Genomic DNA, 25,950 nt, shown 5'->3' on the forward strand with positions numbered 1-25,950 from the left:
GTTAGAACTCGTGCCGGCACTCACGACACTGGCGTGCGGCTACTTGTCCTCTTCGGCCTGCGGAGTTCCGGTGGGCGCCTCGTCGGTCGGGACGTCGGCGCGACCGTTGGCCTCCGCCTCACCGCCGGGCTCGGCGTCACCGCTCGTGTACGCCTCCGGCGCCGTGGGACCCGGCAGCGGGTCGGCGGAGGCTCCGATCGCCGCGTCCGCGGCCGGCTTTGCGGTGCCGACGGCCGCCTTCTCCTCGCCCCGCCGGACGGCCGACAGCAGCAGCTGCGCGACATCGACGACCTCGACGTTCTGGCCGGCGTCGCCGTCGTTCTGCCGGGACGTCACGCCGTCGGTGAGCATGACCCGGCAGAACGGGCAGCCCGTCGCGATCTTCGACGGGGCGGTGCCCAGCGCCTCGTCCACGCGGTCGACGTTGATCCGCTTGCCGATGCGCTCCTCCATCCACATCCGCGCGCCGCCCGCGCCGCAGCACATCGAGCGCTCGCCGTGCCTGGGCATCTCCCGCAGCGCGGCCCCGGACGCGCCGACGAGTTCCCGCGGCGCCTCGTAGACCTTGTTGTGCCTGCCGAGGAAGCACGGGTCGTGGTAGGTGACGTCCTCGGCGATCGGCGCCATCGGGGTGAGCCGCTTCTCCCGGACCAGCCGGTTGAGCAGCTGGGTGTGGTGCACGACCTCGTAGTGCCCGCCAAGGTCCGGGTACTCGTTGGCCAGGGTGTTGAAGCAGTGCGCGCACGTGACGACGATCTTCCGCCGGGCGGGCTCCACGTCCTCGAACACCGAGTTCAGCACCTCGACGTTCTGCTGGGCGAGCATCTGGAACACGAACTCGTTGCCCGCCCGCCGCGCGGGGTCACCGGTGCAGGTCTCCTCGGGGCCGAGCACCTTGTACTCGACGTCGGCGATGTGCAGCAGTTCGGCCACCGCGCGGGTGGTCTTCTTCGCGCGGTCCTCGAACGCGCCCGCACAGCCGACCCAGAACAGGTACTCGGTGTCGCCCCACTCGCCGTCGAACTGCGGCACCTCGAAGTCGAGCTCGTCGGTCCAGGCCAGGCGGTCCTTGGCGTTCTGGCCCCACGGGTTGCCCTTGTTCTCCAGGTTCTTGAACATCCCGTTCAGCTCGGTCGGGAAGTCCGACTCGATCATCACCTGGTAGCGGCGCATGTCGACGATGTGGTCGACGTGCTCGATGTCCACCGGGCACTGCTCGACACACGCGCCGCAGTTGGTGCACGACCACAGCACCTCGGGGTCGATGACGCCGTTGACGTCCTCGCCGCCGACGAGCGGGCGCTCGGCCTCGGCCAGCGCCAGCACGTCGATGCCGGCGTGCGGGTCGTCCCCGGTGAGCCCGATCTCCTCACCGGTCATGTCCTTCTTGCCGCCCGCGAGCAGGTACGGCGCCTTCGCGTAGGCGTGGTCGCGCAACTGCGTGATGACCAGCTTCGGCGACAGCGGCTTGCCGGTGTTCCACGCCGGGCACTGCGACTGGCAGCGGCCGCACTCGGTGCACGTGCTGAAGTCCAGCCAGCCCTTCCACGTGAAGTCCTCCACCTGGCCCGCGCCGAAGACGTCCTTCTCCGGGTCGGCCTCCTCGAAGTCGAGCGGCTTGCCGTCGCTCATCATCGGCTTGAGCCTGCCGAGAGCGACCCCGCCGTCGTCCTCCCGCTTGAAGTAGATGTTGAAGAACGCGCTGAACCGGTGCCAGGCGATGCCCATCGTCAGCGTGCGGCCCACCACGTACAGCCACACGATGCCGGAGAGCAGCTTGATCAGCGCCATCGCCGAGACCCCGGCCGCGCTCGCGGGCAGGATCGCCGCGAGCGGCTGGCTGACGAAGCTGGTCCACAGCGCCGGGTCCTCGATGCCGCTGGAGATCTTGAACGCCTTCACCCCGAGGATGCCCAGCCCCTCGATGATCACCACGGCCTCGACGAAGTACGCCTGCTTGAAGTTCGATCCGGCGAAGCGCGACTGCCGGTCGGCGCGCCGCGGGTGGTTGAGCTGGCGGATGACCGCCATCGCCACACCACCGGCCACGGTGCCGATGCCGAGCAGCTCCGCGAGGAACAGCCACGGTGCCCAGTGCCCGAACACCGGCCACGCGAAGGCCGGGTCGAACATCTCCCCGTACGCCTCGAACCAGACGGCCGTGCCGATGAGGAATCCCCACATCACCAGCCAGTGCCACGGGCCGACGTGGCGGAACTTGTTCATCCGGGTGTGGGCCACGAACTCCTTGAGCAGTGTCCGCATACGCGGCACGAACGGGCCGTTACGGGTGGCGTCCGGCTGACCGAGACGGATGATGCGCACCTGGCGCACCACCCCGGTGATGAACGCGACCCAGGCGACAACGCTGACGGCAACGCCGATCACACCGAGCGTGATCTGCAGTGCACCCATGATCGGGGCCTTTCGGTTCGGGATTCTTCGCGGTGGGTTCCGGGGAGCCTAACTCTTCTTACTGATCAGTAACCGATTGGTGCGCCGGAAGTCCCACTGATGTGGTGCAAAACTCGCGAGTATTGGGACCATCGTTCAGGTATTGTCGCCGACATGGGTGCATACCTGCTTCTCGCCGTCGCCATCGCGGGCGAGGTCGCCGGCACGGTCTCGCTGAAGCTCTCGGAAGGGTTCAGCAAGCCGGTGCCCTCGATCATCGTCGTCGTGGGCTACGGGCTGGCCTTCGTGATGCTCGCGCAGGTGCTCAAGGCGGGCCTGCCGGTCGGCGTCGCGTACGCGATCTGGGCCGCGGCCGGGGTCGCGCTGGTCGCCGCCATCGGTGCGGTGTTCCTGAACGAGAGCCTCAACTTGACGATGATCGCCGGGCTGGCCCTCGTGATCGGGGGCGTGGTGCTGATCGAGCTGGGGCGGTCGGCGCTGTGAGCGCCATGCGGCAGCGGGCCGACGGCCGCAAGCTCCGCGGCGAGAAGCGCAGGGCCGAGATCGTCGAGGCGACGCTGCGCGTGATCGAGCGCGACGGCGTCGCCGGGGTCACGCACCGGACCGTCGCCAGGGAGGCCGGCGTGCCCACCACGTCGACCACCTACCACTTCGCCAGCCTCGACGACCTGCTCATCGCCACGCTCATTTCGTGCGCGCGGGACATGGCCACCGAGGTGTACTGGATGATCGACCGCGCGCGCTCGCGTGGCAGCCGCGGCGCCGAGGAGGTCGCGAACCTGCTCGCCGAGGCGCTCGGACCACGGCGGGGCCGCACGATGGCCGAGTACGAGCTGTACCTGCTCGCCGCGCGCCGGCCCGAGCTGCGGCCGGCCGCGCGGCGCTGGCTCGACGTGCTCACCTCGATGGTGCGGCACGACGACGAGGTGGCGTTCCGGGTGTTCCTCGCCGGGATCGACGGGCTGCTCGTCCAGGGGCTGATCGACGACGAGCCGCCGACCGCCGAGGAACTGCGCCCGGTCGTTGACTACCTGCTCAAACCCCGCTGACCTGGGCGCCCCCGACTCGTGAGTGCGCACCCGAGTTAGAACTCGCGTGCGCACTCACGACCCTGGCGCACGGTCACCCCTTGTTCTCGTACAGCGCGGTGATCGTGGCCCTGGCCAGCGTGTGGCCGAACATGTTGAAGCCGAGGAACGCGGGCGTGGCGTCCTCCCCCACGTCGAGGGAGTCCACGTCGAGTGCGTGCACCGCGAAGATGTAGCGGTGCGGGCCGTGCCCGGGTGGCGGCGCCGCACCCAGGTACTGGCGGACGCCGCCGTCGGTTTTCAGTGTCCTGGCACCCTCGGGCAGCCCCGAGCCGCTGGCGTCGCCGGCGCCGGAGGGCAGCTCGGTGACGGAGGCGGGGATGTTGAACACCGCCCAGTGCCAGAAGCCGCTGCCCGTCGGCGCGTCCGGGTCGAAGCAGGTCACCGCGAAGCTCCCGGTCTCGGCCGGGAAGTCCGACCAGCTCAGGTGGGGCGAGCGGTCCTCGCCGCCTGCGCCGAAGATTCCGCTGAGGTGCGGCGTGGCCAGCGTCTCGCCCTCGGCGATGTCGTTGCTGCGCAGGGTGAAGGACGGAACCGGCGGCAGGGAGTCGTACGGGTTGGGTGCTTGCGGCATCGGGTCCTCCTCGGGGTCGGGAAACGGCTTCGCGAACGAGGCTAGTAGTGATCACCCCCACGCGCGGCCGGACGTACCGGGGGACAGCTTCAGGGTCGAACCGGGGGTTGGCCCTGATGCCCATGGTGCGCACCGGGTCATAGCGTGTGTCCGCAAGGAAGTTGCGGCAGGAGGACTCACATGGGACGGGCTGGACTGGCCATCGGGGGCGTCGCGCTGATCGTCGTGGGCGGGGCGATCGGTTTCGGCTGGCTGTGGCCGTCGACCGCCGAGGCGACCGCGACGATGGAGAGCGAGATTCGCGACGTCGAGATCGACAACGGCTCCGGCTACGTGACCGTGCGCGCGGAGGACGTGGAACGCGCCACCGTGCGGCAGGTCTTCCGGTACCGCTGGGACCGTCCCGGCGACGCGTACTCGGTCGACGGCGACACCCTTGTGCTCGGCGGCTGCGGCGGGTTCTGCTCGGTCGACTACGAGCTGGTCGTCCCCCGCGGCACGGAGGTCGGCGGGGAGAACGGCTCCGGTGACATCACCCTGACCGGGGTCGGCGCGGTCGATGTGCACGCCGGCTCGGGGGACGTCCGGGTGACCGGCGGCTCCGGTCCGGTCGATATCGACGCGAGTTCCGGCCACGTCCGGCTGAGCGACCTCGCGCAGGACGTCACCGTCCGGGCCAGCTCCGGCGACGTGACCGGCGAGGACCTGCGCGGCAAGGTCGACGTCGAGGCGAGCTCGGGCGACATCGAGCTGCGGCTGGCCGTGCCGCGCGACGTCCGGGCGAGCGCCAGCAGCGGCGACATCGAGCTCACGATGCCGTCCGGCGCCTACCGCGTCGAGGGCAGCAGCGACAGCGGAAACCGGGACATCGAGGTCGATCAGGTCTCCTCGGCCGAGCACCTGCTCCGGCTCGACTCCAGCAGCGGTGACGTCACGGTCGAGGCCGCCTGAGCAGGCCGGGAACAACCCGGCCCGGTGGCGCGTTGGGCTGGCATAAAGGTTGAGCGACTCTCACTCAAGTCTGGTTTGACGAGTTGGGGAGGCTCCGGATACAACTTGAGTGAGCCCCACTCAACGTGGAAGCGATGGCACTGCTCAGCGGAGTGGTGCAGTACATAAGCAGGAGGGAACACACATGGCGCGAGCGGTCGGCATCGACCTCGGCACCACCAACTCGGTCGTCGCCGTCCTGGAGGGCGGTGAGCCGGCGGTCATCGCCAACTCGGAAGGTTCGCGGACGACCCCGTCCGTCGTCGCCTTCGCCAAGAACGGCGAAGTGCTGACCGGGCAGTCGGCGAAGAACCAAGCGGTCACCAACGTGGACCGCACGATCAGGTCGGTCAAGCGGCACATCGGCACCGACTGGAGCAGCGGCGAGATCGACGGCAAGGCCTACACGGCCCAGGAGATCAGCGCGCGCGTGCTGATGAAGCTCAAGCGCGACGCCGAGGCCTACCTCGGTGAGGAGATCACCGACGCGGTCATCACCGTGCCCGCGTACTTCGAGGACGCGCAGCGGCAGGCCACCAAGGAGGCCGGCCAGATCGCGGGCATGAACGTGCTCCGCATCGTCAACGAGCCGACGGCCGCCGCCCTGGCCTACGGCCTGGACAAGGGCGAGAAGGAACAGACCATCCTGGTCTTCGACCTCGGTGGCGGCACCTTCGACGTCTCGCTGCTGGAGATCGGTGAGGGTGTCGTCGAGGTCCGCGCGACCAGCGGTGACAACCACCTCGGTGGTGACGACTGGGACGAGCGCATCGTCAGCTGGCTGGTGGACAAGTTCAAGGCGTCGCAGGGCATCGACCTGACCAAGGACAAGATGGCGCTGCAGCGCATCCGTGAGGCCGCGGAGAAGGCGAAGATCGAGCTGTCCAGCTCCAGTAGCGCGAACATCAACCTGCCCTACATCACGGTCGACGCGGACAAGAACCCGCTGTTCCTCGACGAGACGCTGTCCCGCGCGGAGTTCCAGCGGATCACGTCGGACCTGCTCGACCGCACGAAGTCGCCGTTCCACAACGTGATCCGCGACGCAGGCATCGCGGTCGGCGACATCGACCACGTGGTGCTCGTCGGCGGCTCGACCCGCATGCCCGCGGTGACCGACCTGGTCAAGGAGCTGACCGGTGGCAAGGAGCCGAACAAGGGTGTGAACCCGGACGAGGTGGTCGCGGTCGGCGCGGCGCTGCAGGCCGGTGTGCTCAAGGGCGAGGTCAAGGACGTCCTGCTGCTGGACGTGACCCCGCTGTCGCTGGGCATCGAGACCAAGGGCGGCGTGTTCACCAAGCTCATCGAGCGCAACACCACCATCCCGACCAAGCGTTCGGAGATCTTCTCCACCGCGGACGACAACCAGCCGTCGGTGCAGATCCAGGTGTTCCAGGGTGAGCGCGAGATCGCGGCGCACAACAAGAAGCTCGGCATGTTCGAGCTGACCGGCATTCCACCCGCGCCGCGGGGCGTGCCGCAGATCGAGGTCACCTTCGACATCGACGCCAACGGCATCGTCCACGTCACCGCCAAGGACCTCGGCACCAACAAGGAACAGTCGATGACCATCACCGGTGGCTCCGCGCTGCCGCAGGAGGACATCGACCGGATGGTCAAGGACGCCGAGGCCCACGCGGAGGAGGACAAGAAGCGCCGCGAGGAGGCCGAGACCCGCAACCAGGCCGAGACGCTGGTCTACCAGACCGAGAAGTTCATCAAGGACAACGACGACAAGTTGCCCGAGGACCTCAAGGGCAAGGTCAAGACCGCGATCGACGAGGCCAACGAGTCGCTCAAGGGCACCGACACCGGCAAGATCCGCGAGGCCGTGGAGAAGCTGAACTCGGCTTCGCAGGAGCTGGCCACCGCCCTGTACGCCAACACCGGCGCGCAGGCGGGTGCCGAGGGTGCCGCCGGTGACGCCACCGGTGCGGCCGGCGACTCCTCCGGCTCGGCCAAGGCCGACGACGTTGTGGACGCCGAAATCGTTGACGACACGGCCGAGGACGACAAGAAGTGACCGAGCGATACGACGACACCGAGCGACAGGAACCACAGGAGCCAGTGGTCGTGCGGGATCGCCGGAAGATCGACCCGGAAACCGGTGAGCTTCGGCAGCCGGTGACCGAGGAGGCCCAGGAGGTGCCCGCCGCCGCGGGCGTCTCCGGGCCTCCGGCCGGGGAGGCGATCGTGGACGAGTCGGTGCTACCCGCCTCGGACATCGAGAAGCAGCTCGAGGAGCGCACGGCCGACCTGCAACGTCTGCAGGCCGAGTACGCCAACTACCGCAGGCGGGTCGACCGCGACCGGGAGGCCGTGGCCACCGCGGGCAAGGCTTCGGTGGTCAGCGACCTGCTGCCGCTGCTGGACGACCTCGAACGGGCCGAGGCGCACGGCGACCTCACCGGCGCGTTCAAGGCGGTGGCGGACAAGCTGGTCGGCGCGCTGGAGCGGGCCGGGCTCGAATCCTTCGGCGACGCGGGCGAGCCCTTCGATCCGAGCGTGCACGAGGCCGTGCAGCACACCACCTCTCCCGAGGTGAGCGGCCCGACCGTCACCACGGTGCTGCGCCGGGGTTACCGCTTTGGCGATCGGGTGCTGCGAGCGGCGCTGGTCGGGGTCACCGACCACGAGCCGGAGGCGGCACCGCCGGAGGCGCCGTTCGACGCGCCGGTCGGTGGCGAGCTGCCGATCGACAGCGATGAGAACTCACGCTGACAACCGGGTCGACGACGGGAAGGGAGGGGACGCCCGATGAGCGCGAGGGAATGGATCGGTAAGGACTTCTACCGTGAGTTGGGCGTCTCCTCCGACGCCAGCCAGGAGGAGATCAAGAAGGCGTACCGGAAGCTGGCGCGGGAGAACCACCCCGACGCCAACCCCGGTAACACCGAGGCCGAGACAAAGTTCAAGGCCGTCTCTGAGGCGTACGGCGTGCTCGGCGACACCGAGAAGCGCAAGGAGTACGACGAGGCGCGCAGGCTGTTCGGCTCCGGCGGGCCCGGCGGGCCCGGTGGGTTCGGGTTTCCCGGCGGTGGCCAGGGCGGTCCCGGTGCCGGTGGCTTCGACCTCGGCGACATTTTCGGGCAGCAGCAGGCCGGCGGCTTCGGCGGGCTCGGCGACATGCTGGGCAACCTGTTCGGCCGCCGTGGCGCGGCCGGGCCGACGGCAGGCCGCGCGCAGCGTGGCTCCGATGTGGAGACCGACGTCCGGATCGACTTCACCGAGGCGGTCCGCGGTGCCACGTTGCCACTGCGGCTGTCGAGCCCTGCCACGTGCGGCACCTGCCGGGGCAGCGGCGCGAAGCCGGGCACCAGCCCGCGGACGTGCCCGACGTGTGCCGGTGCCGGCCTGATCAGCCGCAGCCAGGGCGCGTTCGCGTTCTCCGAGCCGTGCCGGGACTGCCGCGGGCGGGGCTCGATCATCGACGAGCCGTGCCCGGAATGTCTCGGCGACGGGGTCAGCACGCGGACGCGGACGCTCACCGTGCGAATCCCGGCCGGGGTCGACGACAACCAGCGCATCCGGCTCGCGGGCCAGGGTGAACCCGGCAGGGGCGGCGCTCCGGCCGGCGACCTGTACGTGCGCGTGCACGTCGCCCCGCACCCGGTGTTCGGCCGTTCCGGCAACGACCTGACGATCACGGTGCCCGTCGAGTTCACCGAGCTCGTGCTCGGCGGGACGATCACGGTGCCGACCCTGGACGGCAAGGTGTCGCTCAAGGTTCCCGCGGGCACCGCGAACGGGCGTGTGCTGCGGGCCCGGGGCAAGGGCATCGGCAAGCGGGACGGCACGTCCGGTGACCTGCTGGTCACCCTCGAGGTCGTCATTCCGTCCAAGGTGGACGGTAAGGCGAAGAAGGCACTGGAGGACTACGCCGACGCGGTCGCCAAGCACGATCCGCGACCCGAGATCACGGCACTGCTGCGAGAGCGGGGGGCATGATGCTCGGCTCCGGCATTCCTGGTGGTCTGCCGCACGGCACCGACGAGGACACGCCGGTGTTCGTCATCTCGGTGGCCGCGCAGCTTTCCGGGCTGCACGCCCAGACGCTGCGGTCCTACGACCGGCTCGGGCTCGTCTCTCCCGGCCGGACGCCGGGTGGCGGGCGGCGCTACTCCGTGCGGGACATCGCGCTGCTGAAAGAGGTGCAGCGGCTGTCCCAGGAGGCGGGGGTCAACCTCGCCGGGATCAAGCGGATCATCGAGCTGGAGAACCAGGTCGAGGCGTTGCAGCACCGGGTCTCGGAGCTGACGGAGGAGCTGGCGTCGGCTTATGCGGCCGCCGAGCAGGCCGCCGCCGCCGTGCACGCCTCGTACCGCAAGGACCTGGTTCCGGTGCGGCAGCGCGGGGCCCTGGTCGTGTGGCGGCCGAAGCCGCGCCGCCCCCGGTGAGTGCCCCCAATGCGGCGTTGGTTGCGTCCAGCGCACCCGGTGCCGCATTGGTGACGTGCGGGCGGGCCGCTAGCCGCCGAGGTGCTCGGCGAAGAACGCCAGCACCCGCCGCCACGCGTCCTCGCTCGACTCGTGGTGGTAGCCGAATCCGGCCACCTTCGCGAGCACGTTGAACGGCCCCAGCGGAAGCTCGTTGGCGAAGCTGTGCCCGGCGTCCGGGTATTCCTTGACGTCGTGCGGCACTCCCCGCTCGGTCAGCTCCGTTTCGAGCTTCGCCGCGGCACCCTTCAGCGTGGGATCGCGGCGGCCGAAGCTGGCCACGATCGGGCAGGCGCCGTCCAGCATCGAGAAGTCCTTCGGCAACTGGCCGTAGTAGGGCGCCGAGGCATCGAACTCCCGGCTCGCGGCGACGAGCGCGAAGCCACCGCCAAGGCAGAAGCCGACCACGCCGATCCTGCCGGTGCAGTCGTCGCGGTCGGCCAGCAGCCGCCGCGCGGCGTCGAGGTCGTCGAAGGCGCGTCCGCGGCCCGCCCCGAGCTCGCTGAACACCGCCTTGGTGCACTTCACCCGCCCGCCCCGTGAGTACAGGTCCGGGCTGAGCGTGAGGAACCCGGCGGTAGCGAACCGGTCGGTGATCCGGCGCGTGTCCCGGGTCATGCCGAAGGCGTCGTGCACCACGACCACGCCCGGCCACGGTGCCGGACCGGCGATCTCCGGCTGGGGCGTGGCGATGTAGCCGCCGATCGTCCCGTCGGCGACGGGTATCGAGGTTTCCATCGGTTGATGCTATTGGGGCGGCGTTGTGCCTGGTCACCTCTCGTGAGTGTTTGGCCGAGTTAGAACTCGGTTCTTCACTCACGACCGCGGGCGCCTCAGTCGGTGTTGTTGGGCGGCGCTCCGCAGGCTCCGCGCCGCGTGTTTCTCCCTCGGCGGGTGGCTCATCGCCCTGGTCGCCCACCGTCCCCGCCTCAGTCGATTGTGAAAGGGTCGTAGCGCACCTGATCCAGCGCCGTCCCCGCGACCAGCATCCGCGACACCGTGGCCCGGATCATCGCGGGCGAACCGGACACCAGCACGTCGTGGCCTGGCCACGCGCCCCGCCGGGTGACGGCGTCGGCCAGCGTTCCCTGCTCACATCCCGGCAGCCCCTCGCCGCGCTCGACCACCGGCGACACCGAAAGCCACGGGTTCGTCGAAGCGAGCGCGCGCAGTTGCTCAAGGGCGTAGAGGTCCTCCCTGGTGGGGCCGCCGTAGAAGAGATGCACCTTGGGGTTCTCGCCCCACTTCCCCAGGTCGTCGAGGATCGCCTGCAACGGCGCGATTCCCGTGCCGCCGGCGACCATGAGCACGTCCCGGCCTGCCGCCCGGTCGACCGCGAGCCTGCCGAGCGGCGGCCCGATCCGCCACGTGTCGCCGCTCTGCGTGTGGCTCACGATCGCGCGGGACACCCAGCCGCCCTCCACGGCGCGTACGTGGAACTCGAGCGAACCGTCCTCCCGTGGCGCGTTCGCCGGCGACAGGTAGCGCCACAGCCGCGGCCGCTGCGGTACCTCGATGCTCATGTACTGGCCGGGCCGGTACGGGATCTGCTGCTCGGGCTCGACCCGGATCAGGGCGAGGTCCCAGCTCAGCCTGCGGTGCTCGGCGACGGTGGCGTACCAGCACGGCGGGCACTCGTCGGCTGCCGCCGCCTCCTGCATGGCCCGCGCGATGATCGTGTACGCCTCCGCCCACGCGCGCTCCACCTGCGGTGTCCACGAGTCGCCGAGGTGGCGTTTCAGCGCCGCGAGCAGGGAGGTGCCCACAGCCTCGTAGTGCCGGGGCAGCACGCCGAACTTGCGGTGATCACGGCCGAGCTGGCGCAGGAACGGCACGAGGTCGTCCGGCCGGTCGACCATCTGGACGATGTGCACGAGCGCGCGCACGAGGCGCCCACGCTGCACCTCCATGTTGATCGGGAAGAAGTCGCGTGTGGCGGGCGCGAGCGTGAACAACATGCCGTAGAAGAACTGGGAGATCTCCGGCGTGTACGGCTCGGCCTGACGCCAGGTGTCCCGGATCAGGCGCACCATCGCGGCTACAGCGGGTGGCGCCTCGCGGGGCGGAGCCGACCGGGGAACCGGGCTGATCGCGTCTGCGGTCATGGCTGCTACCCGAAGCTGTCCGAAGCTGCGGCGCACCGGACGGACCGTGTACGCCGTGTGACGAAGAGCGGCCCGCGATTATTCACGAACGGGTGACAGCGTTAGCTCGAACGGACGTAGCAGGTCAGTGACCCACGCTGACTCCGAAGACTTCATGAATATTCCACCTTTCCGGCCAAGCGCTCTGTCCACACTAGGTTCCAGCGCGCCCGGACGGTAGGCACTGCGAAGCTTGTCCCTCTCGGGTTGCTCCGGATGGGTGGAATATCGGGCGGTTTAGTGGGCTAACTCACGTCAGTCCCGGCATTAATTTGCGTTACGCAAGTAACTTAATGTCACCGGCCCCGGATGCCATGAAAGGCTCGTTACTGGCGAAAAGTGCCAGTAACGAGCCTTTCATGGCAGTACTGCGGACGCGGAGGCGTCAGCTCTTGATCTTGTCCGTCCGCTCGACCTCGCCGGTGCGGATCTTGTTCTTGAAGTCCTTGACCTCACGCTTGACCACCGGCACGAGGATGTAGAGGCCGATGATGTTGAACAGCGCGAGCAGGAACAGCACCGCGTCGGCGAAGTCCAGCACGCTGCCGAGCGTGAGGACGGAACCGGCGACGATGAACGCGCAGAAGATCACTTGGTACACGCGCTCGCTGGTCGCCGTCTTGCCGAACAGGTACGTCCACGCCTTCTGCCCGTAGTAGCCCCACGTGATCATCGTGGAGAGCGCGAACAGCGCCACCGCGACGGTCAGCACGTACGGGAACCACGGCAGCACCGTGGCGAACGACTCCGAGGTCACCGTCACGCCGTCCGGGGTCTCGCCGCCTGCGAATACCGTGGCCTTGGCGTCGGTCCAGAACTGTGTCTTGGCGATGACGATCGTCAGCGCGGTCATCGTGCAGACGACCACCGTGTCGATGAACGGCTCGAGCAGTGCGACGTAGCCCTCGGTGACGGGGTTCTTGGTCCGCACGGCGGAGTGCGCGATCGGGGCCGAACCGAGGCCCGCCTCGTTGGAGAACGCCGCCCGCTGGAAACCGACGATCAGGGCGCCGATGGCACCACCGGTCACGCCCTCCGGAGTGAACGCGCCCGAGAAGATCTCGCCGATAGCGGCGGGGACGTCGGTGATGTTCACCAGGATGACGATGAGGCAGGCGGCGATGTAGATGACGGCCATCGACGGGACAAGGCGGCTGGTCACCGCGCCGATCGACTTGATGCCACCGATGATCACCGCGCCGACGACGACGGCGAGGATGACGCCGAAGACGAAGGCGGCGCCGTCGCTGCCGAGGAAGCCGTTGTCGCCACCGGTGACGTCACGCAGCTGGGCGAAGGTCTGGTTCGCCTGGAACATGTTGCCACCGGCGAGGGCGAAGAACAGCAGCATGATCGCCGCGCCCGCGGCGAGCACCCGGCCGAGTCCCACGCCGAGACCGCCCTTGATCCGCTCGGCGAGGCCCTTGCGCAGATAGTGCATCGGGCCGCCGGAGACGGTGCCGTCCTCATGTGTCTCGCGGTACTTCACGCCGAGTGTGCACTCGACGAACTTCGTGCACATGCCGAGCAGGCCGGCGAGGATCATCCAGAATGTCGCGCCCGCGCCACCGATGGTGACGGCGACACCGACACCGGCGATATTGCCGAGTCCGACCGTGCCGGACACGGCGGAACTCAGCGCCTGGAAATGGCTGATCTCGCCCGGTTCGTCCTTCTTGGTGTATTTACCGCGGACGATCTGTGTCGCGAGCTTGAAGTTACGGAACTGAACGAAGCCGAAGTACACCGTGAAGACGGTCGCCGCGAGGACCAGCCAGGCGACGATCCACGGGAACGACACGGTGCCGATCGTGATCTCGGCGAAGACGAAGGCCGACAACCCGTCCGAGATCGGGTCGAAGATATTGTTGATCCATTCCTCGATGGAGGCGAGGGTGCCCCCCTCCGCAGCGAGAACATGCGTGGCCGGGTCCGGCGGCCCGCTCGTGGCTGACAAGCCGGTGCTGATGACAGACATGGTCCGGTATCTGACCCTAAGACCAAACGGATGACAAGAGGCGACCGCGATTTGTTGCCCGTTGTTACATTGATGTGAGCTGAGTCACAAAGATTGACACCTTGATCCGCTGTCCGATCACTGCGGAAATGCCTCCGACGAGGCCGGAGTGAGCCGTCCTGTCGCCGTCGTACTCCTGTACATGACGCCATCGCGGAGCGTCTCCGCGCCGCTTACGGAGACCGTGCCGAGGCGGCTGGCGACGGGGCGGCGCGGTCCGCGTGGAGCCGGGTCGGTGCCCGAGAGTGGGTCCACCATACTTGAGCGGAACACACTCAACTTTCCTGACGTTATGCATGGCGACAGCCTCTGCGAGAGGCTTGCTCGGAGAGCTTTGACAACACAGAGGTGAGGGGATGGACGCTTTCAACCCGACCACGAAGACGCAGCAGGCGATCTCGTCGGCGGCGCAGGCCGCCACCATGGCCGGCAATCCGAACATCTCACCGGCCCACCTGCTCGGTGCGCTGCTCGCTCAGGGTGACGGTCTCGCCGCGCCGCTGCTGACCGCGGTCGGTGCCGATCCGGAACAGGTCCACAAGGAGCTGGAACCCATCGTCTCGGGGCTGCCCTCGGCCACCGGCGCGACCGTCTCCGCGCCGCAGTTCGACACGCATGCGGTCAAGTCGCTGACCCACGCGCAGAAGCTCGCCACCGAGCTCGGTGACGAGTACGTCTCGACCGAGCACGTCCTGGTCGGCGTCGCTGCCGAGGGCGGTCCGGTCGCGGACCTGCTCAAGCGGCACGGGGCCACGCCGGACGCGCTGCGCGAGGCGTTCACCAAGGTGCGGGGCTCGGCGAGGGTCACCAACCCCGACCCCGAGGGCACCTACCAGGCGCTCGAGAAGTACGGCCTCGACCTCACCGCCCAGGCACGGTCCGGCTCGCTCGATCCGGTCATCGGCCGCGACACGGAGATCCGCCGGGTCGTGCAGGTGCTCTCCCGGCGCACCAAGAACAACCCGGTGCTCATCGGCGAGCCCGGCGTCGGCAAGACCGCGATCGTCGAGGGACTGGCCCAGCGCATCGTCGCCGGCGACGTGCCGGAGTCGCTGCGGGGCAAGCGGGTCGTCGCGCTGGACCTCGGCTCGATGGTGGCCGGGGCGAAGTACCGCGGCGAGTTCGAGGAACGCCTCAAGGCCGTGCTCAAGGAGATCAAGGACTCCGAGGGGCAGGTCGTGACGTTCATCGACGAGCTGCACACGATCGTCGGCGCCGGTGCGACCGGCGAGGGCGCCATGGACGCGGGCAACATGATCAAGCCGATGCTCGCCCGCGGCGAGCTCCGCATGGTCGGCGCGACCACGCTCGACGAGTACCGCCAGCACATCGAGAAGGACGCCGCGCTGGAGCGGCGCTTCCAGCAGGTGCTCGTCGGCGAGCCGTCGGCCGAGGACACCATCGCCATCCTGCGCGGCCTCAAGGAACGCTACGAGGTGCACCACGGCGTCCGGATCACCGACGCCGCGCTGGTCGCCGCCGCGACCCTGTCGGATCGCTACATCACCGCGCGCTTCCTGCCGGACAAGGCCATCGACCTCGTCGACGAGGCGGCGTCCCGGTTGCGCATGGAGATCGACTCCCGGCCGGTCGAGATCGACGAGGTCGAGCGTGCCGTGCGCCGCATGGAGATCGAGGAGATGGCGCTGGCCAAGGAGGACGACGCGGCGTCGCGGGAACGGCTGAGCGCGCTGCGCGCCGAGCTCGCGGAGAAGCGTGAGGAGCTGTCCGGCCTCACGGCGCGCTGGCAGAACGAGAAGGGCTCGATCGAGCGGGTCCGCGAGCTCAAGGAGCAGCTGGAGCAGCTGCGCGGCGAGTCGGAGCGGGCCGAGCGCGACGGCGATCTCGGCCGGGCCGCGGAGCTGCGCTACGGCCGCATCCCGGTGCTCGAGAAGGAGCTCGCGGAGGCCACCGCGGCCAACGAGGCGACCGAGTCCAAGGGCGAGGTGATGCTCAAGGAGGAGGTCGGCGCCGACGACGTGGCGGATGTGGTCAGCGCCTGGACCGGCATCCCCGCGGGCAGGCTGCTCGAGGGTGAGACCGGCAAGCTGCTCCGGATGGAGGAGGCACTGGCGAGCCGGGTCGTCGGCCAGTCCGACGCCGTGACCGTGGTGTCCGACGCGGTGCGCCGCAGCAGGGCCGGTGTCGCCGACCCCGACCGGCCGACGGGCTCGTTCCTGTTCCTCGGCCCCACCGGGGTGGGCAAGACCGAGCTCGCCAAGGCGCTCGCGGAGTTCCTCTTCGACGACGAGCGCGCGATCACGCGCATCGACATGAGCGAGTACAGCGAGAAGCACTCGGTGGCCAGGCTGGTCGGTGCGCCCCCCGGCTACGTCGGCTACGACCAGGGTGGCCAGCTCACCGAGTCGGTGCGGAGGCGGCCGTACTCGGTGGTACTGCTGGACGAGGTGGAGAAGGCGCACCCGGACGTGTTCGACGTGCTGTTGCAGGTGCTCGACGACGGCAGGCTGACCGACGGCCAGGGCCGCACGGTCGACTTCCGCAACACCATCCTGGTGCTCACCTCGAACCTCGGTTCGCAGGCGATCGCGGACGCCGCGATGGACGAGCAGCAGCGCAAGGATGCCGTGCTCTCGGTGGTGCAGCGGCACTTCAAGCCGGAGTTCCTGAACCGGCTCGACGACGTCGTGGTGTTCCACTCGCTCGACACGGAGCAGCTCGCCTCCATTGTGGACATCCAGGTGAAGCGGATGGCACAGCGGCTGGCGCAGCGCAGGCTCACCCTCGAGGTGGCACCCGCGGCTCGCGAGTGGCTTGCGCTGAACGGGTTCGATCCCATCTACGGCGCGCGGCCGCTGCGCAGGCTGGTCCAGTCGGCGATCGGCGACCAGCTCGCCAAGCAGCTGCTGTCCGGCGAGATCCGCGACGGCGACACCGTGCACGTCGACGTGCCGGAGCTCGAGACGGGCAACGGGACGCTGGTCGTCCGCGCGGCGTAGGGGTCGTTTGCCCGAAACGGGTGGCGGCGACACGGCCCGCTGATCTTGGTCAGCGGGCCGTGGGGGATACCCTGGTCGCCGTGGGTATTCCAGCGTGGATCTGGTTCGTCATCGCCGCCGTCGCCGCGGTGGCCGGGCTTGCCCTGCTCGCCGTCGATCGGGCCAGAGAGAGTTCGCGTAACCGCGAGCGCACCCGCTGGGCCGAACTGCGCGGATGGCAGTACGTCGAGGAGGACGAGGGCCTGCCCCGGCAGTGGTCGGGTGGCGCGATCGGGTACTTCGGCGCGGAGACGGCCGTCAACGTCGTCGCCGGGTCGACCTTCACCTCCGACGGCCGCAGGCCCGTGTTCGTCTTCGACGTCGAGGCGGACGGGCTGATCCCGGCGGTCATCGTCGCCGTACGGTGCAACCGGATCCATCCCGTGCTGCTCGAACTGTGGCTGGCCAGCGTGCCGTTCCAGCGTGCCGAGATGCCGGAGCTGCTCGGCCCGGTCGGCCAGCGCTACGCCTTCGCCGACGACGTCACCGGTGCCCGCAACCTGATCACCCAGGAGCTCGTGGACGCCGCCGACGCGCTGGGCGGCGACGTCGGCGTCGCGTGGCTGGAGAACGAGTGGGTGCTCGCCAGCGTCGCGCCGAACGCCGGGCCGTCACGGCTGGAGCGGCTGCTGCGCGACCTCGGGGAGATCGCCGACATCGTCGACCCGTTCGAGGAGTACGAGGGCGGCGACCAGGACTGGCAGCGGGAGCCGGAGGAGACCACCGAGGAGCGAGCCCGCCAGCAGGGCTTCTAGCCGGACGCCCTACCGGTCCTGGAACCAGTCCAGCGTCCCGGACAGCGACGGCGGGTCGTCGGTGCCCGGTAGCTCGAGCGTCCCGGCGAACGAGCCGTGGTCGGCGTCCCGGCCGGTCAGCTCCAGGTACGTCACCGGGTAGCCGTTACGCCGTGAACCCTCGGCGTAGCCCTCCGCGTAGGCATCCGGGTGCGCGGCATTCTCGTCGCGGCCCTCGTGGTCTGTTGCCGCGATGAAGCCGCGAACGAACGCCTGGTACTCGATGGCACCGTTCTCCATCTGGAGCGCATCCTCGTCTGGGTGAGGCTCTCGTTACCCCTAATGGTTTTCCGGACCTTACTGTGTGTCGTTACGCGCGCGGAGCCGGGTAGGTTCGCACCATGCCAGTCGCACTGATCACCGGATCGACCGCGGGCATCGGTGCCGCCTTCGCCAGCAGGCTCGCCGCGGAGGACCACGATCTCGTTCTCGTCGCCAGGGACGAAACCAGGCTCCAGGAGCAGGCGGCCGAGCTGGCGAAGGCGCACGGTGTCACCGCCGATGTCCTCGCCGCCGACCTGGCGACCACGGAGGGACGGGCCGCCGTCGAGCGCCGCCTCACCGAGCAGCCGGTGGACCTGCTGGTGAACAACGCGGGCCTCGGGCTGGCGGGCGAGCTGTGGACGGCGCCGATGGAGGCGCTGCAACGGCAGCTCGACGTCAACGTGACCGCGGTGCTGCGACTCACCAGGGCGGCGCTGCCCGGCATGATGGAGCGCGGCAGCGGCGACGTGCTGAACGTGTCGAGCGTGGCCGGCTTCTTCTCCGGCCGCGGCTCCACCTACACCGCCAGCAAGAACTGGGTCACCTCGTTCTCCGACGGTGCCGCGTCCGCCTTGCGGGGCACCGGCGTGCGCGTGATGGCGCTGTGCCCCGGGTTCACCCGCACCGAGTTCCACGACCGCGCCGGTCTGGAGAAGAGCGGCCCGAAGGCGTTCTGGCTCAGCCCGGAGCGAGTGGTGGACGAGGCGCTGGCTGACCTGCGCCGCGGCAAGGTGATCTCGGTGCCGAGCCGCCGGTACAAGGTGGTGGCCACGGTCGGCCGGTTGCTGCCGCGCGCACTGGTGCGGCGGCTCGGCGCGCGGTTCGCGGGGCGAGACCGCACCTGAGCCGGGGCGGTGTGTAAGACTCGCGGCGTGGCGAAAACCTCGTTGGATCAAGCGGCCAAACTCGAACTCGCCAGGCTGGTCACCGAGCTCTCCGTCGTGCACGGCAAGGTGACCCTCGCCTCCGGCAAGGAGGCCGGTTACTACATCGATCTTCGCCGGGCGACCCTGCATCACGCGGCCGCCCCGCTCATCGGCAGGCTGCTGCGCAGGCTCACGGACGACTGGGACTACGTCGCGGTGGGCGGGCTCACGCTGGGCGCCGACCCGGTGGCCACCGCCATGCTGCACTCGGCCGCGGCCGACGGCGTCGTGCTCGACGCCTTCGTGGTGCGGAAGTCCGCGAAGCAGCACGGTATGCAGCGCCGGATCGAGGGGATGGCGGTGGCCGGTCAGCGGGTGCTCGCCGTCGAGGACACCTCCACCACCGGCGGCAGCGTGCTCACCGCCGTCGAGGCGCTGCACGAAGCCGGTGCGACCGTGGTCGGCGTGGCGACGGTCGTGGACCGGGACACCGGCGCCCGCGAGGCCATCGAGAAGGAAGGTCTGCCGTACCGCTACCTGCTCGACCTGGACGATCTCGGCCTCAGCTGACACCCCGGGTGACCACTTCTTCACTCGAATCGGTGACACGGTAGATCATCCTCTGTCACCATCTGCTCGCATGAGCCCGAATGTCACACGCCGGACCCTGTTGCGATCGATCGGTGTCGCGGGCGGGACGGGGGTGATGTTCGAGTCCATGCGAGCCCTCGGGCTCCTCGCCTCGCCGCACGCCCTCGCCGTTCCGGACTACCGGCCACCACGGGCGGGCGACCTCGCCGCGACGGGCAGGCACGGCAAGCGGGTGGTGATCCTCGGCGCCGGGATCGCCGGCCTCACCACCGCCTACGAGCTCGGCAAGGCCGGCTACCGGTGCACGATCCTGGAGGCCAAAGACCGGATCGGGGGCCGTACCTGGACCGTCCGCGCCGGTACCACCGAGACCGACCTCGGTGGCCACGCGCAGACCGCGCGGTTCGCCCGCGGCCAGTACCTCAACGCCGGAGCAGCCCGGCTCCCGCAGTCGCACCTCACCATCGACTACTGCCGTGAGCTCGGCGTGCCGCTGGAGCCGTTCCTCAACACCAACGTCAACGCGCTGATCTACAACGAGCAGACCGGTGCGCCGGTGCAGCAGTACCGCACCGCGAGGGCCGACATGTACGGCTATGTCTCCGAACTGCTCGCCAAGGCGCTCGACCAGGGTGCGCTCGATCAGGAGGTGTCCGGCGAGGACCGGGACCGGCTGCTGACGTTCCTCGGTCGCTTCGGTGACATCGGCGCCAAGGCCGACGGCTTCGCCTACACCGGTACGTCTCGCCGCGGCTACTCCGTCGAGCCGGGCGCGGCAGACCAGCCGGGCGAGCCCCTCGGCCCGCCACCCTCGCTCACCGAGGTGCTGACCAGCGCGGTCGGGCGGTACCTGCCGATCGAGCTGGAGTACGGGCAGGCGATGACCATGCTGCAGCCGGTCGGCGGCATGGACGCGATCCCGGCCGCGCTGTACCGCGCGGTAGGCGCGGACAAGGTGCGCCTCGGCGCCGAGGTCACCACGATCACCGACGGGCCGGACGGCGTCGAGGTCGGTTACCGGGACAGCCGGGGCAAGGAGACCCTCGTCGGCGCGGACTTCTGCGTCGCGACGCTGCCACCGCACCTGCTGGCCGGGATCCCCACGAACTTGAGCCCCGGCGTCACCGCCGCGCTGCGCTTCCCCACCGTCGTTCCGGTCGGCAAGATCGGCCTGGAGTACCGGCGCCGCTGGTGGGAGGAGGACGACCGGATCTACGGCGGAAGCACGTTCACCGACCTGGACCTCTCGCAGATCTGGTATCCCTCCGCCGGTTTCCACGGCGGCCGGGGCGTCGTCGTCGGCTACTACCACGGCGGCCCGGACGCCGTCGCCTACGGCGAGCTGCCCCCGGCCCAGCGCGCCGAACGGGCCGTCGCACAAGGAACGAAGATCCACGGTGCGAAGTACCGCGACGAGCTGGCGAGCGCGTTCTCCGTCGCCTGGCACCGCACCCCGTTCATCGAGGGCGGCTGGGTGGGCTGGCCGTCGCGGACGAGCGGAGAGTACGCACTGCTGAACAAGCCGGCAGGCCGCGTCTACTTCGCCGGGGACTGGCTCAGCTACTACATCGCCTGGCAGGCGGGCGCCTTCGACTCGGCCCGGCACGCCGTCACCGGCATCCACCAGCGCGTCCTGGCCGAGGGGTAGCCGCTCCCGGCGTACGGTGGGTGTCATGGAGCAGCCGCGGGAGCCGCATCAGCCTCCGGAACGGCCTGGGCGGCAGCCGCCGTTCCCGAGTCACCGGCGGCCCCCAGGGGAGGCCGAGCAGTACCCGCACGAGAAACCCCGTCGTTATCCCACCGAGACTCCATCGGAATTTCCGGAGGAAGACCCGCCACCACCGCCGCCTCGGTAGCGTGCTGCGGATCAATTTGTCGACGCCGCCCGTCCCCTTCGGAGTAACGTTGCCCGTGTTCAGGGGGTCGCGACTGGGGTAGGTGGGGCGAATGCTGGGATTCTTGACGGGCGCTACGACGGCGCTGCATTTCTTGGCCCTGCTCTATATCGGGCTGGGCGGGTTTCTCGTCTGGCGCTGGCCCAGAACGATCTTCATTCACGTGTTCTTCGCGGCGTGGGGAATCGCCGTGAACGTGTTCCCGCTGCCCTGCCCGCTGACCGTGCTCGAGGACCACCTCCGCGCGCTGCGCGGCCTCGAACCGCTCAGCGGCGGCTTCAACGAGTACTACATCTACGACATCGTGTTCCCGCGGGAGCTTCTGCCCGTGGTTGCGGCCGGCGCGCTGTTGCTGGTCATGGCGTCCTATGTCGGGGCCTACGTGCGCTGGCGCAACCGGCAGGGCAGTGGCGGTGGTGGTGTGCCGCCGCGGACCGTGCGGATGGGCTGAGTGACAATGGCCTGGTGACCGACGATCCCGGACCCACCGAGTGGGAAGCGCGTGGCGAGGTCGGGGTCGGGCCGTGGCAGGGTGAGTGGCCGGACGACGACCGCTACGACCCGGAACTGCTGGAACACGGCGACCGGCGCAACGTCGTCGACGCCTACCGGTATTGGCGACGCGAGGCGATCGTGTCCGATATGGACACTCGGCGGCATCCGTTCCATGTGGCCATCGAGAACTTCCAGCACGATCACAACATCGGCACGGTGGTGCGCACGGCGAACGCCTTCGCCGCCGCGGCCGTGCACATCGTCGGGAAGCGGCGGTGGAACCGGCGGGGTGCGATGGTGACCGATCGCTACCAGCACCTGTACCACCACCCCACCGTCGGCGACCTCGCCGAGTTCGCGTCGGCGCGGGGGCTGGCGGTGGTCGCCGCCGACAACACACCCGGCGCCGAGCCGGTGGAGACGGCGCCGCTGCCGCGCGAATGCGTGCTGCTGTTCGGCCAGGAGGGCCCGGGTCTTTCCGACGAGGCGAAGCGGGCCGCGTCGCTGGTCGTGTCGATCGCGCAGTTCGGCACCACCCGTTCGGTCAACGCCGGAGTGGCGGCGGGCATCGTGATGCACAGCTGGATCCGCCGGCACGCCGACCTCTCCGCCGCCTGGTGACGCCCGCGACTCGTGAGTGCCTACACGAGTTCTAACTCGCGTGTGCACTCACGAGCTGGGGCCGCCGCAGCCGCAGGACGCGCGGTGGGCGAGACGCGGTGGCAGCCGCACGGTCTCGTAGGGCCGGCCCGGCTCGCTCAGCCGTGCCAGCAGCAACTCCACCGCCTTGCGGCCGATGTCGCCGATCGGCTGTGTCATCGCCGTCACCGGCGGGCGGACCTCGCGGGCCCACTCGGCGTCGCCGTAGCAGGCCAGCGCCAGGTCGGCACCGATCCGCAGGCCGCGCCGGTGCGCCTCGTACTGCACCCCGACGAGCATCGTCTCGCTCGTGACGACCAGTGCCCCCGGTCGCGGCGAAAGGTCGAGCAGCTTCCGCGCCGCACTGGCCGCGCCGCCCGCGGTGGAGCCGCCGCACGCCACCAGATCCCGCTCCCAGCGCAACCCGGAGCGGCCGAGCCCGAGCCGGTGACCGAGCATCCGCTCCTCGCTGGAGTTCAGCACGGGCGCACCGGCGATCAACCCGATGCGCCGGTGACCGAGCGCGGCCAGGTGCTCCGTCAGTGCGGAGGTCGCCTGGACGTTCTCCGCGCCGACCTGGTCCACGTCGGTCCGGATCGCCAGCCGGCCGACGAGCACGGTCGGGATGCCCAGCCGCACGAGTTCGGTGACGACGGTGTCCCCGCCGGGCGCCGGGGTCAGCAACAGGCCGTCGACGCCCTGCGCGCGCAACGTGCGCATCCCCGCCAGTTCCGAGGTCACCGTGTCGGCGGTGTCGGCGAAGGTGACCGCGCACCCGGCCGCCCCTGCGGCGGCCTCGATCGCGTTCGCCAGCTCGGCCGAATGGGGACCGGCCGCCATCGCCACGCCGAAGCGGTGCGCGACGGGCGTCTGCCACCGCGGCAGTGTGTCGGGCAGTGCGGTCATGGCGGAGACTCCAGGTGGCGACGCGATGCGGTGACGCTAGTCCGGGTGGCGGGGGCTCACATCCGGAGCGTGGCGCGTCGCCATCGAATCAGTCATGTGGGTTAACGGCTGAACAACCGCAGGACTCGCGGTGACGCAGCGTAGGCGGCAGCCGGATGGTCTCCGGTGCCCGGTCCGGGTCCTCGATCCGGGCGAGGAGCAGGCGGACGGCCTGCCTGCCGATCTCGGAGATCGGCTGCGCCATCGTGGTCAGCGGCGGATCCACGAGGTCGGCCCATTCGACGTCGTCGTAGCCGACCAGTGCGACGTCCGCTCCGACGCGCACCCGCCTTCGGCGTGCCTCGTGCAGCACCCCGACCATCATGGCGTCGTTGCTCACGACCACGGCCGACGGTGGTTCGGGCAGGTCGAGCAGGGCGGCGAACGCCCTGGCGCCCTGCTCCGGTTCGGAGTGCCCGCACGCCACGAGTTCGGGATTCCAGGGCAGCCCCGCGCGGCCGAGCCCGAGCCGGTAGCCGAGCGTCCGCTCCTCGCTGGTGGTCAGCCGTTCGGCGCCGCTGACCAGCCCGATGCGCCGGTGGCCGAGCGAGGCCAGGTGCTCGGTCAGCGCGGAGGTCGACTGGATGTTCTCGGCGCCCACCTGGTCGATGTCCCCGCGGGTGGCCAGCCGGTCGACGAGGACGGTGGGGAAGCCGAGCGAGGTGAGCTCGCCGATCACCGGGCCGTCACCCGGCGCCGGGGTGAGCAGCACGCCCTCGACCCGGCGCGCCCGCAGCGCGCGCACGGTCGACTGTTCGGTGTCGGCGGTGTCGTGCGTGTCGGCGAGCAGCACGGTGTAGCCTGCTGCCGCCGCCTCCCGCTCGATGGCCTGCATGAGTGCCGCGAAGTACGGGTTGGCGAGCAGTGAGATCGCCACGCCGATCGAGCGGGTGCCGCCCGTGACCAGCGAGCGGGCGATCGCGTCGCCGGTGTAGCCGGTCTGTTCGACGGCCTCGAGTACCGCGGCGCGGGTCTCCGGGGCGACCGCCCTGGTGCCGTTGACGACGTGCGAGACAGTGGTGATCGAGACCCCGGCCAGCTCGGCGATGTCGCGTTGGGTTGGCCGGGACGACCTCGGCGGGGGCATTGCTCGGTCCTTCGTGATCGCGGCTGCGGCAAGCGTTTGCGCAAACGCTTGCGCCGCAGCATAGCCCCTGTCTACCTTCCAGGCATCCGCGGTGTGGCCGAGCGGGAAAGGTTGTCGAGGTGGACGGCGTGCGCGTGCTCCTGGCGGGACTCTGCACGGTCGACGTCGTCCAGCGGGTCGACGACCTGCCCGAGCCAGGGCGGAAGGTGCAGTCCCGCTCGGTGACCGTCGCGGCAGGCGGTCCGGCGACGAACGCCGCCGTGACGGTTGCGGCCCTCGGCGGCGAGGCGACGCTGCTGACCGTGCTGGGCACCCACCCGCTCGCCGGACTCGCCCGCGCGGACCTGGCGGAGTGCGGGGTGACCGTGCTCGACGCGCTGCCAGGGCACGCGCCGCCGCCCGCCGTCAGCGCCGTGACGGTGCGCGAGCGCGATGGTGAGCGCACGGTGGTGTCGAACAACGCGGCGAAGGTGCCGGAGCGGGTACCGTTCGATACCGGTTCGCTGCCCGAGGCCGATACCGTGCTGCTCGACGGGCATCACCCGGATCTGGCTCGTGCGGTCGCCCGGTGGGCACGCGGACGCGGGGCGACGGTGGTGCTGGACGCGGGAAGCTGGCGGCCGGTGTTCGCCGACCTGCTACCGCAGGCCGACATCGCCGCGTGCTCGGCGCAGTTCCGGGCGCCGGCCGGCGGCCTGCGTGGCGTGCCGACGGTGATCACCACGGCGGGCCCGGACCCGGTGCGCTGGACGAGCGGCGAGGATTCCGGCGAGGTGCCGGTACCGAGGGTGACGGCGCGGGACACGCTCGGCGCCGGCGACGTTTGGCACGGTGCGCTGGCGCTGCGCGCCGGGGAGCTGGACCCGCCCGGCCTGATCGAGTTCGCGAACGCCGTCGCCGCCGAGCGGGTGCGGCACGCCGGACCGAGAAGCTGGCTGGGCCCGATCAGGGCGAAGATGGGAGAGATATGGAATTCGAGGAGCTACTGAGCAGGGCGCAAACGCTTGCCTCCAGTGGCAGGCGGACGGTGCTCGGCATAGCGGGCGCGCCCGCGTCCGGCAAGACCACGCTGGCCTGGCGGCTGGCCGACTCGCTCGGCACCCGGGCGGCCGTGGTGGGGATGGACGGCTACCACCTCGCGCAGTCGGAGCTGCACCGCCTCGGCCGGACCGAGCGCAAGGGCGCTCCGGACACGTTCGACGCCTACGGCTACGTGCACCTGATCCGGCGGCTCGCCGAGGGCAGGGAACTCGTGTACGCACCGGAGTTCCGGCGGGAGATCGAGGAACCGATCGCCTGCGCGGTGCCGGTCGATCCGGACGTGCAGATCGTCATCACCGAGGGGAACTACCTGCTGCTCGACACCGAACCGTGGAACGAGCTGCGCGCGCTGCTCGACGAGGTGTGGTACGTCGCTCCCGACGAGGACGAGCGGCTGGAGAGGCTGGTCACCCGGCATCGCAAGTTCGGTCGCTCGCTGGTCGAGGCGAAGCAGCGGGCGCTCGGTTCCGACCAGCGCAACGCCGACCTCGTCGCCCCGACGGCCGCGCGGGCCGACCTTGTGGTCGAGGGCATGGCGCTGCCCCACTTCGCGGTGTAGGTCCTTTTGGGCCAGATGGAGTACGGCGCGGTTACGGCGACGTCCCATTCCAGCCACTCCGTTCGCCGCAACCGTCCCGATCGCCGAGAATCCTCTGCAGGTTCCGCGAGA

At 69.9% G+C, this 25,950-nt stretch carries 24 protein-coding genes; 16 read left to right on the forward strand and 8 right to left on the reverse strand.

The features are described from left to right. Positions 1 to 39: 39 nt before the first annotated feature. A complete protein-coding gene (locus JAP66_RS00965; RefSeq protein ID WP_199429206.1) occupies positions 40 to 2,415 on the reverse strand; it encodes a (Fe-S)-binding protein in 2,376 nt (791 codons plus the stop codon). A 153-nt stretch (positions 2,416 to 2,568) separates the two neighbouring features. Between JAP66_RS00965 and JAP66_RS00970 the strand changes: the two genes are divergently transcribed. Together JAP66_RS00970 and JAP66_RS00975 are read left to right on the forward strand one after the other, a co-directional pair. Then, on the forward strand, positions 2,569 to 2,898 hold the full coding sequence (locus JAP66_RS00970) for a DMT family transporter (RefSeq protein WP_199429208.1): 330 nt from the start codon (positions 2,569 to 2,571) through the stop codon (positions 2,896 to 2,898). 5 nt (positions 2,899 to 2,903) lie between these two features. Further along, positions 2,904 to 3,464 (forward strand): TetR/AcrR family transcriptional regulator, encoded by a 561-nt coding sequence (locus tag JAP66_RS00975; RefSeq protein WP_199430004.1) that lies wholly within the window; start codon positions 2,904 to 2,906, stop codon positions 3,462 to 3,464. 73 nt (positions 3,465 to 3,537) lie between these two features. On the opposite strand, the gene JAP66_RS00980 is transcribed toward JAP66_RS00975, so the two are convergent. Beyond that, a complete protein-coding gene (locus JAP66_RS00980) occupies positions 3,538 to 4,077 on the reverse strand; it encodes a YbhB/YbcL family Raf kinase inhibitor-like protein (protein ID WP_199429216.1) in 540 nt (179 codons plus the stop codon). Positions 4,078 to 4,257: 180 nt separating this feature from the next. Between JAP66_RS00980 and JAP66_RS00985 the strand changes: the two genes are divergently transcribed. The 5 genes from JAP66_RS00985 (at position 4,258) to JAP66_RS01005 (ending at position 9,464) form a co-directional block, all read left to right on the forward strand. Then, positions 4,258 to 5,028 (forward strand): DUF4097 family beta strand repeat-containing protein, encoded by a 771-nt coding sequence (locus JAP66_RS00985; RefSeq protein WP_199429218.1) that lies wholly within the window; start codon positions 4,258 to 4,260, stop codon positions 5,026 to 5,028. Positions 5,029 to 5,212: 184 nt separating this feature from the next. After that, positions 5,213 to 7,090, forward strand: coding sequence for a molecular chaperone DnaK (gene dnaK, locus JAP66_RS00990; protein ID WP_199429228.1), 1,878 nt, complete (start codon positions 5,213 to 5,215; stop codon positions 7,088 to 7,090). Then, positions 7,087 to 7,788 (forward strand): nucleotide exchange factor GrpE, encoded by a 702-nt coding sequence (gene grpE / locus JAP66_RS00995; RefSeq protein ID WP_199429230.1) that lies wholly within the window; start codon positions 7,087 to 7,089, stop codon positions 7,786 to 7,788. The genes dnaK and grpE overlap by 4 nt, the downstream gene beginning before the upstream one ends. 36 nt (positions 7,789 to 7,824) lie before the next feature. Then, on the forward strand, positions 7,825 to 9,015 hold the full coding sequence (gene dnaJ, locus JAP66_RS01000; protein ID WP_199429231.1) for a molecular chaperone DnaJ: 1,191 nt from the start codon (positions 7,825 to 7,827) through the stop codon (positions 9,013 to 9,015). Beyond that, positions 9,015 to 9,464 carry a heat shock protein transcriptional repressor HspR gene (locus JAP66_RS01005; RefSeq protein WP_199430005.1) on the forward strand — a complete coding sequence of 150 codons (450 nt, stop codon included), beginning with the start codon at positions 9,015 to 9,017 and terminating at the stop codon, positions 9,462 to 9,464. Before dnaJ ends, JAP66_RS01005 begins: the two co-directional genes overlap by 1 nt. 69 nt (positions 9,465 to 9,533) lie before the next feature. On the opposite strand, the gene JAP66_RS01010 is transcribed toward JAP66_RS01005, so the two are convergent. The 3 genes from JAP66_RS01010 to JAP66_RS01020 form a co-directional block, all read right to left on the reverse strand. Then, the gene (locus JAP66_RS01010) at positions 9,534 to 10,241 is read right to left on the reverse strand and encodes a dienelactone hydrolase family protein (RefSeq protein WP_199429233.1); all 708 of its coding nucleotides are present in this window, start codon (positions 10,239 to 10,241) and stop codon (positions 9,534 to 9,536) included. A gap of 191 nt (positions 10,242 to 10,432) precedes the next feature. After that, on the reverse strand, positions 10,433 to 11,608 hold the full coding sequence (locus JAP66_RS01015; protein WP_199429235.1) for a globin domain-containing protein: 1,176 nt from the start codon (positions 11,606 to 11,608) through the stop codon (positions 10,433 to 10,435). Positions 11,609 to 12,032: 424 nt separating this feature from the next. Beyond that, positions 12,033 to 13,625 carry an alanine/glycine:cation symporter family protein gene (locus tag JAP66_RS01020; RefSeq protein ID WP_199429237.1) on the reverse strand — a complete coding sequence of 531 codons (1,593 nt, stop codon included), beginning with the start codon at positions 13,623 to 13,625 and terminating at the stop codon, positions 12,033 to 12,035. A gap of 395 nt (positions 13,626 to 14,020) precedes the next feature. On the opposite strand from JAP66_RS01020, the gene clpB reads away from it, so the two are divergent. Both clpB and JAP66_RS01030 read left to right on the forward strand, forming a co-directional pair. Further along, positions 14,021 to 16,624: an ATP-dependent chaperone ClpB gene (gene clpB, locus JAP66_RS01025; RefSeq protein ID WP_199429239.1), complete on the forward strand. Its 2,604-nt coding sequence runs from the start codon at positions 14,021 to 14,023 to the stop codon at positions 16,622 to 16,624. Between the two features lie 80 nt (positions 16,625 to 16,704). Further along, on the forward strand, positions 16,705 to 17,418 hold the full coding sequence (locus JAP66_RS01030) for a TtfA family protein (protein WP_307849387.1): 714 nt from the start codon (positions 16,705 to 16,707) through the stop codon (positions 17,416 to 17,418). 9 nt (positions 17,419 to 17,427) lie between these two features. Here the strand turns inward: JAP66_RS01030 and JAP66_RS01035 are convergent, their stop codons facing one another. Next, entirely contained in the window at positions 17,428 to 17,697 is a 270-nt protein-coding gene (locus JAP66_RS01035) for a hypothetical protein (protein WP_199429243.1), read from the reverse strand. Between the two features lie 101 nt (positions 17,698 to 17,798). Between JAP66_RS01035 and JAP66_RS01040 the strand changes: the two genes are divergently transcribed. The 5 genes from JAP66_RS01040 to JAP66_RS01060 all read left to right on the forward strand — a co-directional run bounded on the left by JAP66_RS01040 (position 17,799) and on the right by JAP66_RS01060 (position 22,189). Further along, the gene (locus JAP66_RS01040) at positions 17,799 to 18,566 is read left to right on the forward strand and encodes an SDR family NAD(P)-dependent oxidoreductase (protein WP_199429245.1); all 768 of its coding nucleotides are present in this window, start codon (positions 17,799 to 17,801) and stop codon (positions 18,564 to 18,566) included. A gap of 27 nt (positions 18,567 to 18,593) precedes the next feature. Further along, positions 18,594 to 19,157 carry an orotate phosphoribosyltransferase gene (pyrE, locus tag JAP66_RS01045; protein ID WP_199429247.1) on the forward strand — a complete coding sequence of 188 codons (564 nt, stop codon included), beginning with the start codon at positions 18,594 to 18,596 and terminating at the stop codon, positions 19,155 to 19,157. Between the two features lie 70 nt (positions 19,158 to 19,227). Further along, positions 19,228 to 20,826, forward strand: coding sequence for a flavin monoamine oxidase family protein (locus JAP66_RS01050; protein ID WP_235998645.1), 1,599 nt, complete (start codon positions 19,228 to 19,230; stop codon positions 20,824 to 20,826). 299 nt (positions 20,827 to 21,125) lie between these two features. Beyond that, positions 21,126 to 21,524 (forward strand): DUF2784 domain-containing protein, encoded by a 399-nt coding sequence (locus JAP66_RS01055; protein WP_199429249.1) that lies wholly within the window; start codon positions 21,126 to 21,128, stop codon positions 21,522 to 21,524. A gap of 14 nt (positions 21,525 to 21,538) precedes the next feature. Then, the gene (locus JAP66_RS01060) at positions 21,539 to 22,189 is read left to right on the forward strand and encodes a TrmH family RNA methyltransferase (protein WP_372448923.1); all 651 of its coding nucleotides are present in this window, start codon (positions 21,539 to 21,541) and stop codon (positions 22,187 to 22,189) included. A 48-nt stretch (positions 22,190 to 22,237) separates the two neighbouring features. Here JAP66_RS01060 and JAP66_RS01065 read toward each other — a convergent pair whose 3' ends face one another. Both JAP66_RS01065 and JAP66_RS01070 read right to left on the reverse strand, forming a co-directional pair. After that, on the reverse strand, positions 22,238 to 23,113 hold the full coding sequence (locus tag JAP66_RS01065; protein WP_199429251.1) for a LacI family DNA-binding transcriptional regulator: 876 nt from the start codon (positions 23,111 to 23,113) through the stop codon (positions 22,238 to 22,240). An 88-nt stretch (positions 23,114 to 23,201) separates the two neighbouring features. Further along, positions 23,202 to 24,239 carry a LacI family DNA-binding transcriptional regulator gene (locus JAP66_RS01070; RefSeq protein WP_199429253.1) on the reverse strand — a complete coding sequence of 346 codons (1,038 nt, stop codon included), beginning with the start codon at positions 24,237 to 24,239 and terminating at the stop codon, positions 23,202 to 23,204. A gap of 128 nt (positions 24,240 to 24,367) precedes the next feature. Here JAP66_RS01070 and JAP66_RS01075 point away from each other — a divergent pair, with 128 nt between their 5' ends. Continuing rightward, a complete protein-coding gene (locus tag JAP66_RS01075) occupies positions 24,368 to 25,228 on the forward strand; it encodes a PfkB family carbohydrate kinase (RefSeq protein ID WP_199429255.1) in 861 nt (286 codons plus the stop codon). Further along, positions 25,207 to 25,839: a nucleoside/nucleotide kinase family protein gene (locus tag JAP66_RS01080; protein ID WP_199429257.1), complete on the forward strand. Its 633-nt coding sequence runs from the start codon at positions 25,207 to 25,209 to the stop codon at positions 25,837 to 25,839. The genes JAP66_RS01075 and JAP66_RS01080 overlap by 22 nt, the downstream gene beginning before the upstream one ends. The last annotated feature ends 111 nt before the right edge of the window (positions 25,840 to 25,950 follow it).

Source organism: Qaidamihabitans albus (assembly GCF_016464705.1).
GTDB classification, from domain to species: Bacteria; Actinomycetota; Actinomycetes; order Mycobacteriales; family Pseudonocardiaceae; genus Qaidamihabitans; species Qaidamihabitans albus.

Bases quoted from the DNA above. Each gene is read 5' to 3' on its own strand.
- JAP66_RS01015 (WP_199429235.1), bottom strand. From the start codon at position 11,608: ATGACCGCAGACGCGATCAGCCCGGTTCCCCGGTCGGCTCCGCCCCGC.
- dnaK (WP_199429228.1), top strand. From the start codon at position 5,213: ATGGCGCGAGCGGTCGGCATCGACCTCGGCACCACCAACTCGGTCGTC.
- JAP66_RS01010 (WP_199429233.1), bottom strand. From the start codon at position 10,241: ATGGAAACCTCGATACCCGTCGCCGACGGGACGATCGGCGGCTACATC.
- dnaJ (WP_199429231.1), top strand. From the start codon at position 7,825: ATGAGCGCGAGGGAATGGATCGGTAAGGACTTCTACCGTGAGTTGGGC.
- JAP66_RS01035 (WP_199429243.1), bottom strand. From the start codon at position 17,697: ATGGAGAACGGTGCCATCGAGTACCAGGCGTTCGTTCGCGGCTTCATC.
- JAP66_RS00980 (WP_199429216.1), bottom strand. From the start codon at position 4,077: ATGCCGCAAGCACCCAACCCGTACGACTCCCTGCCGCCGGTTCCGTCC.
- JAP66_RS01005 (WP_199430005.1), top strand. From the start codon at position 9,015: ATGCTCGGCTCCGGCATTCCTGGTGGTCTGCCGCACGGCACCGACGAG.
- JAP66_RS00975 (WP_199430004.1), top strand. From the start codon at position 2,904: ATGCGGCAGCGGGCCGACGGCCGCAAGCTCCGCGGCGAGAAGCGCAGG.
- JAP66_RS00965 (WP_199429206.1), bottom strand. From the start codon at position 2,415: ATGGGTGCACTGCAGATCACGCTCGGTGTGATCGGCGTTGCCGTCAGC.
- JAP66_RS01020 (WP_199429237.1), bottom strand. From the start codon at position 13,625: ATGTCTGTCATCAGCACCGGCTTGTCAGCCACGAGCGGGCCGCCGGAC.
- JAP66_RS00985 (WP_199429218.1), top strand. From the start codon at position 4,258: ATGGGACGGGCTGGACTGGCCATCGGGGGCGTCGCGCTGATCGTCGTG.
- JAP66_RS00970 (WP_199429208.1), top strand. From the start codon at position 2,569: ATGGGTGCATACCTGCTTCTCGCCGTCGCCATCGCGGGCGAGGTCGCC.
- JAP66_RS01050 (WP_235998645.1), top strand. From the start codon at position 19,228: ATGAGCCCGAATGTCACACGCCGGACCCTGTTGCGATCGATCGGTGTC.
- JAP66_RS01080 (WP_199429257.1), top strand. From the start codon at position 25,207: ATGGAATTCGAGGAGCTACTGAGCAGGGCGCAAACGCTTGCCTCCAGT.
- JAP66_RS01055 (WP_199429249.1), top strand. From the start codon at position 21,126: ATGCTGGGATTCTTGACGGGCGCTACGACGGCGCTGCATTTCTTGGCC.
- clpB (WP_199429239.1), top strand. From the start codon at position 14,021: ATGGACGCTTTCAACCCGACCACGAAGACGCAGCAGGCGATCTCGTCG.
- JAP66_RS01070 (WP_199429253.1), bottom strand. From the start codon at position 24,239: ATGCCCCCGCCGAGGTCGTCCCGGCCAACCCAACGCGACATCGCCGAG.
- JAP66_RS01040 (WP_199429245.1), top strand. From the start codon at position 17,799: ATGCCAGTCGCACTGATCACCGGATCGACCGCGGGCATCGGTGCCGCC.
- JAP66_RS01065 (WP_199429251.1), bottom strand. From the start codon at position 23,113: ATGACCGCACTGCCCGACACACTGCCGCGGTGGCAGACGCCCGTCGCG.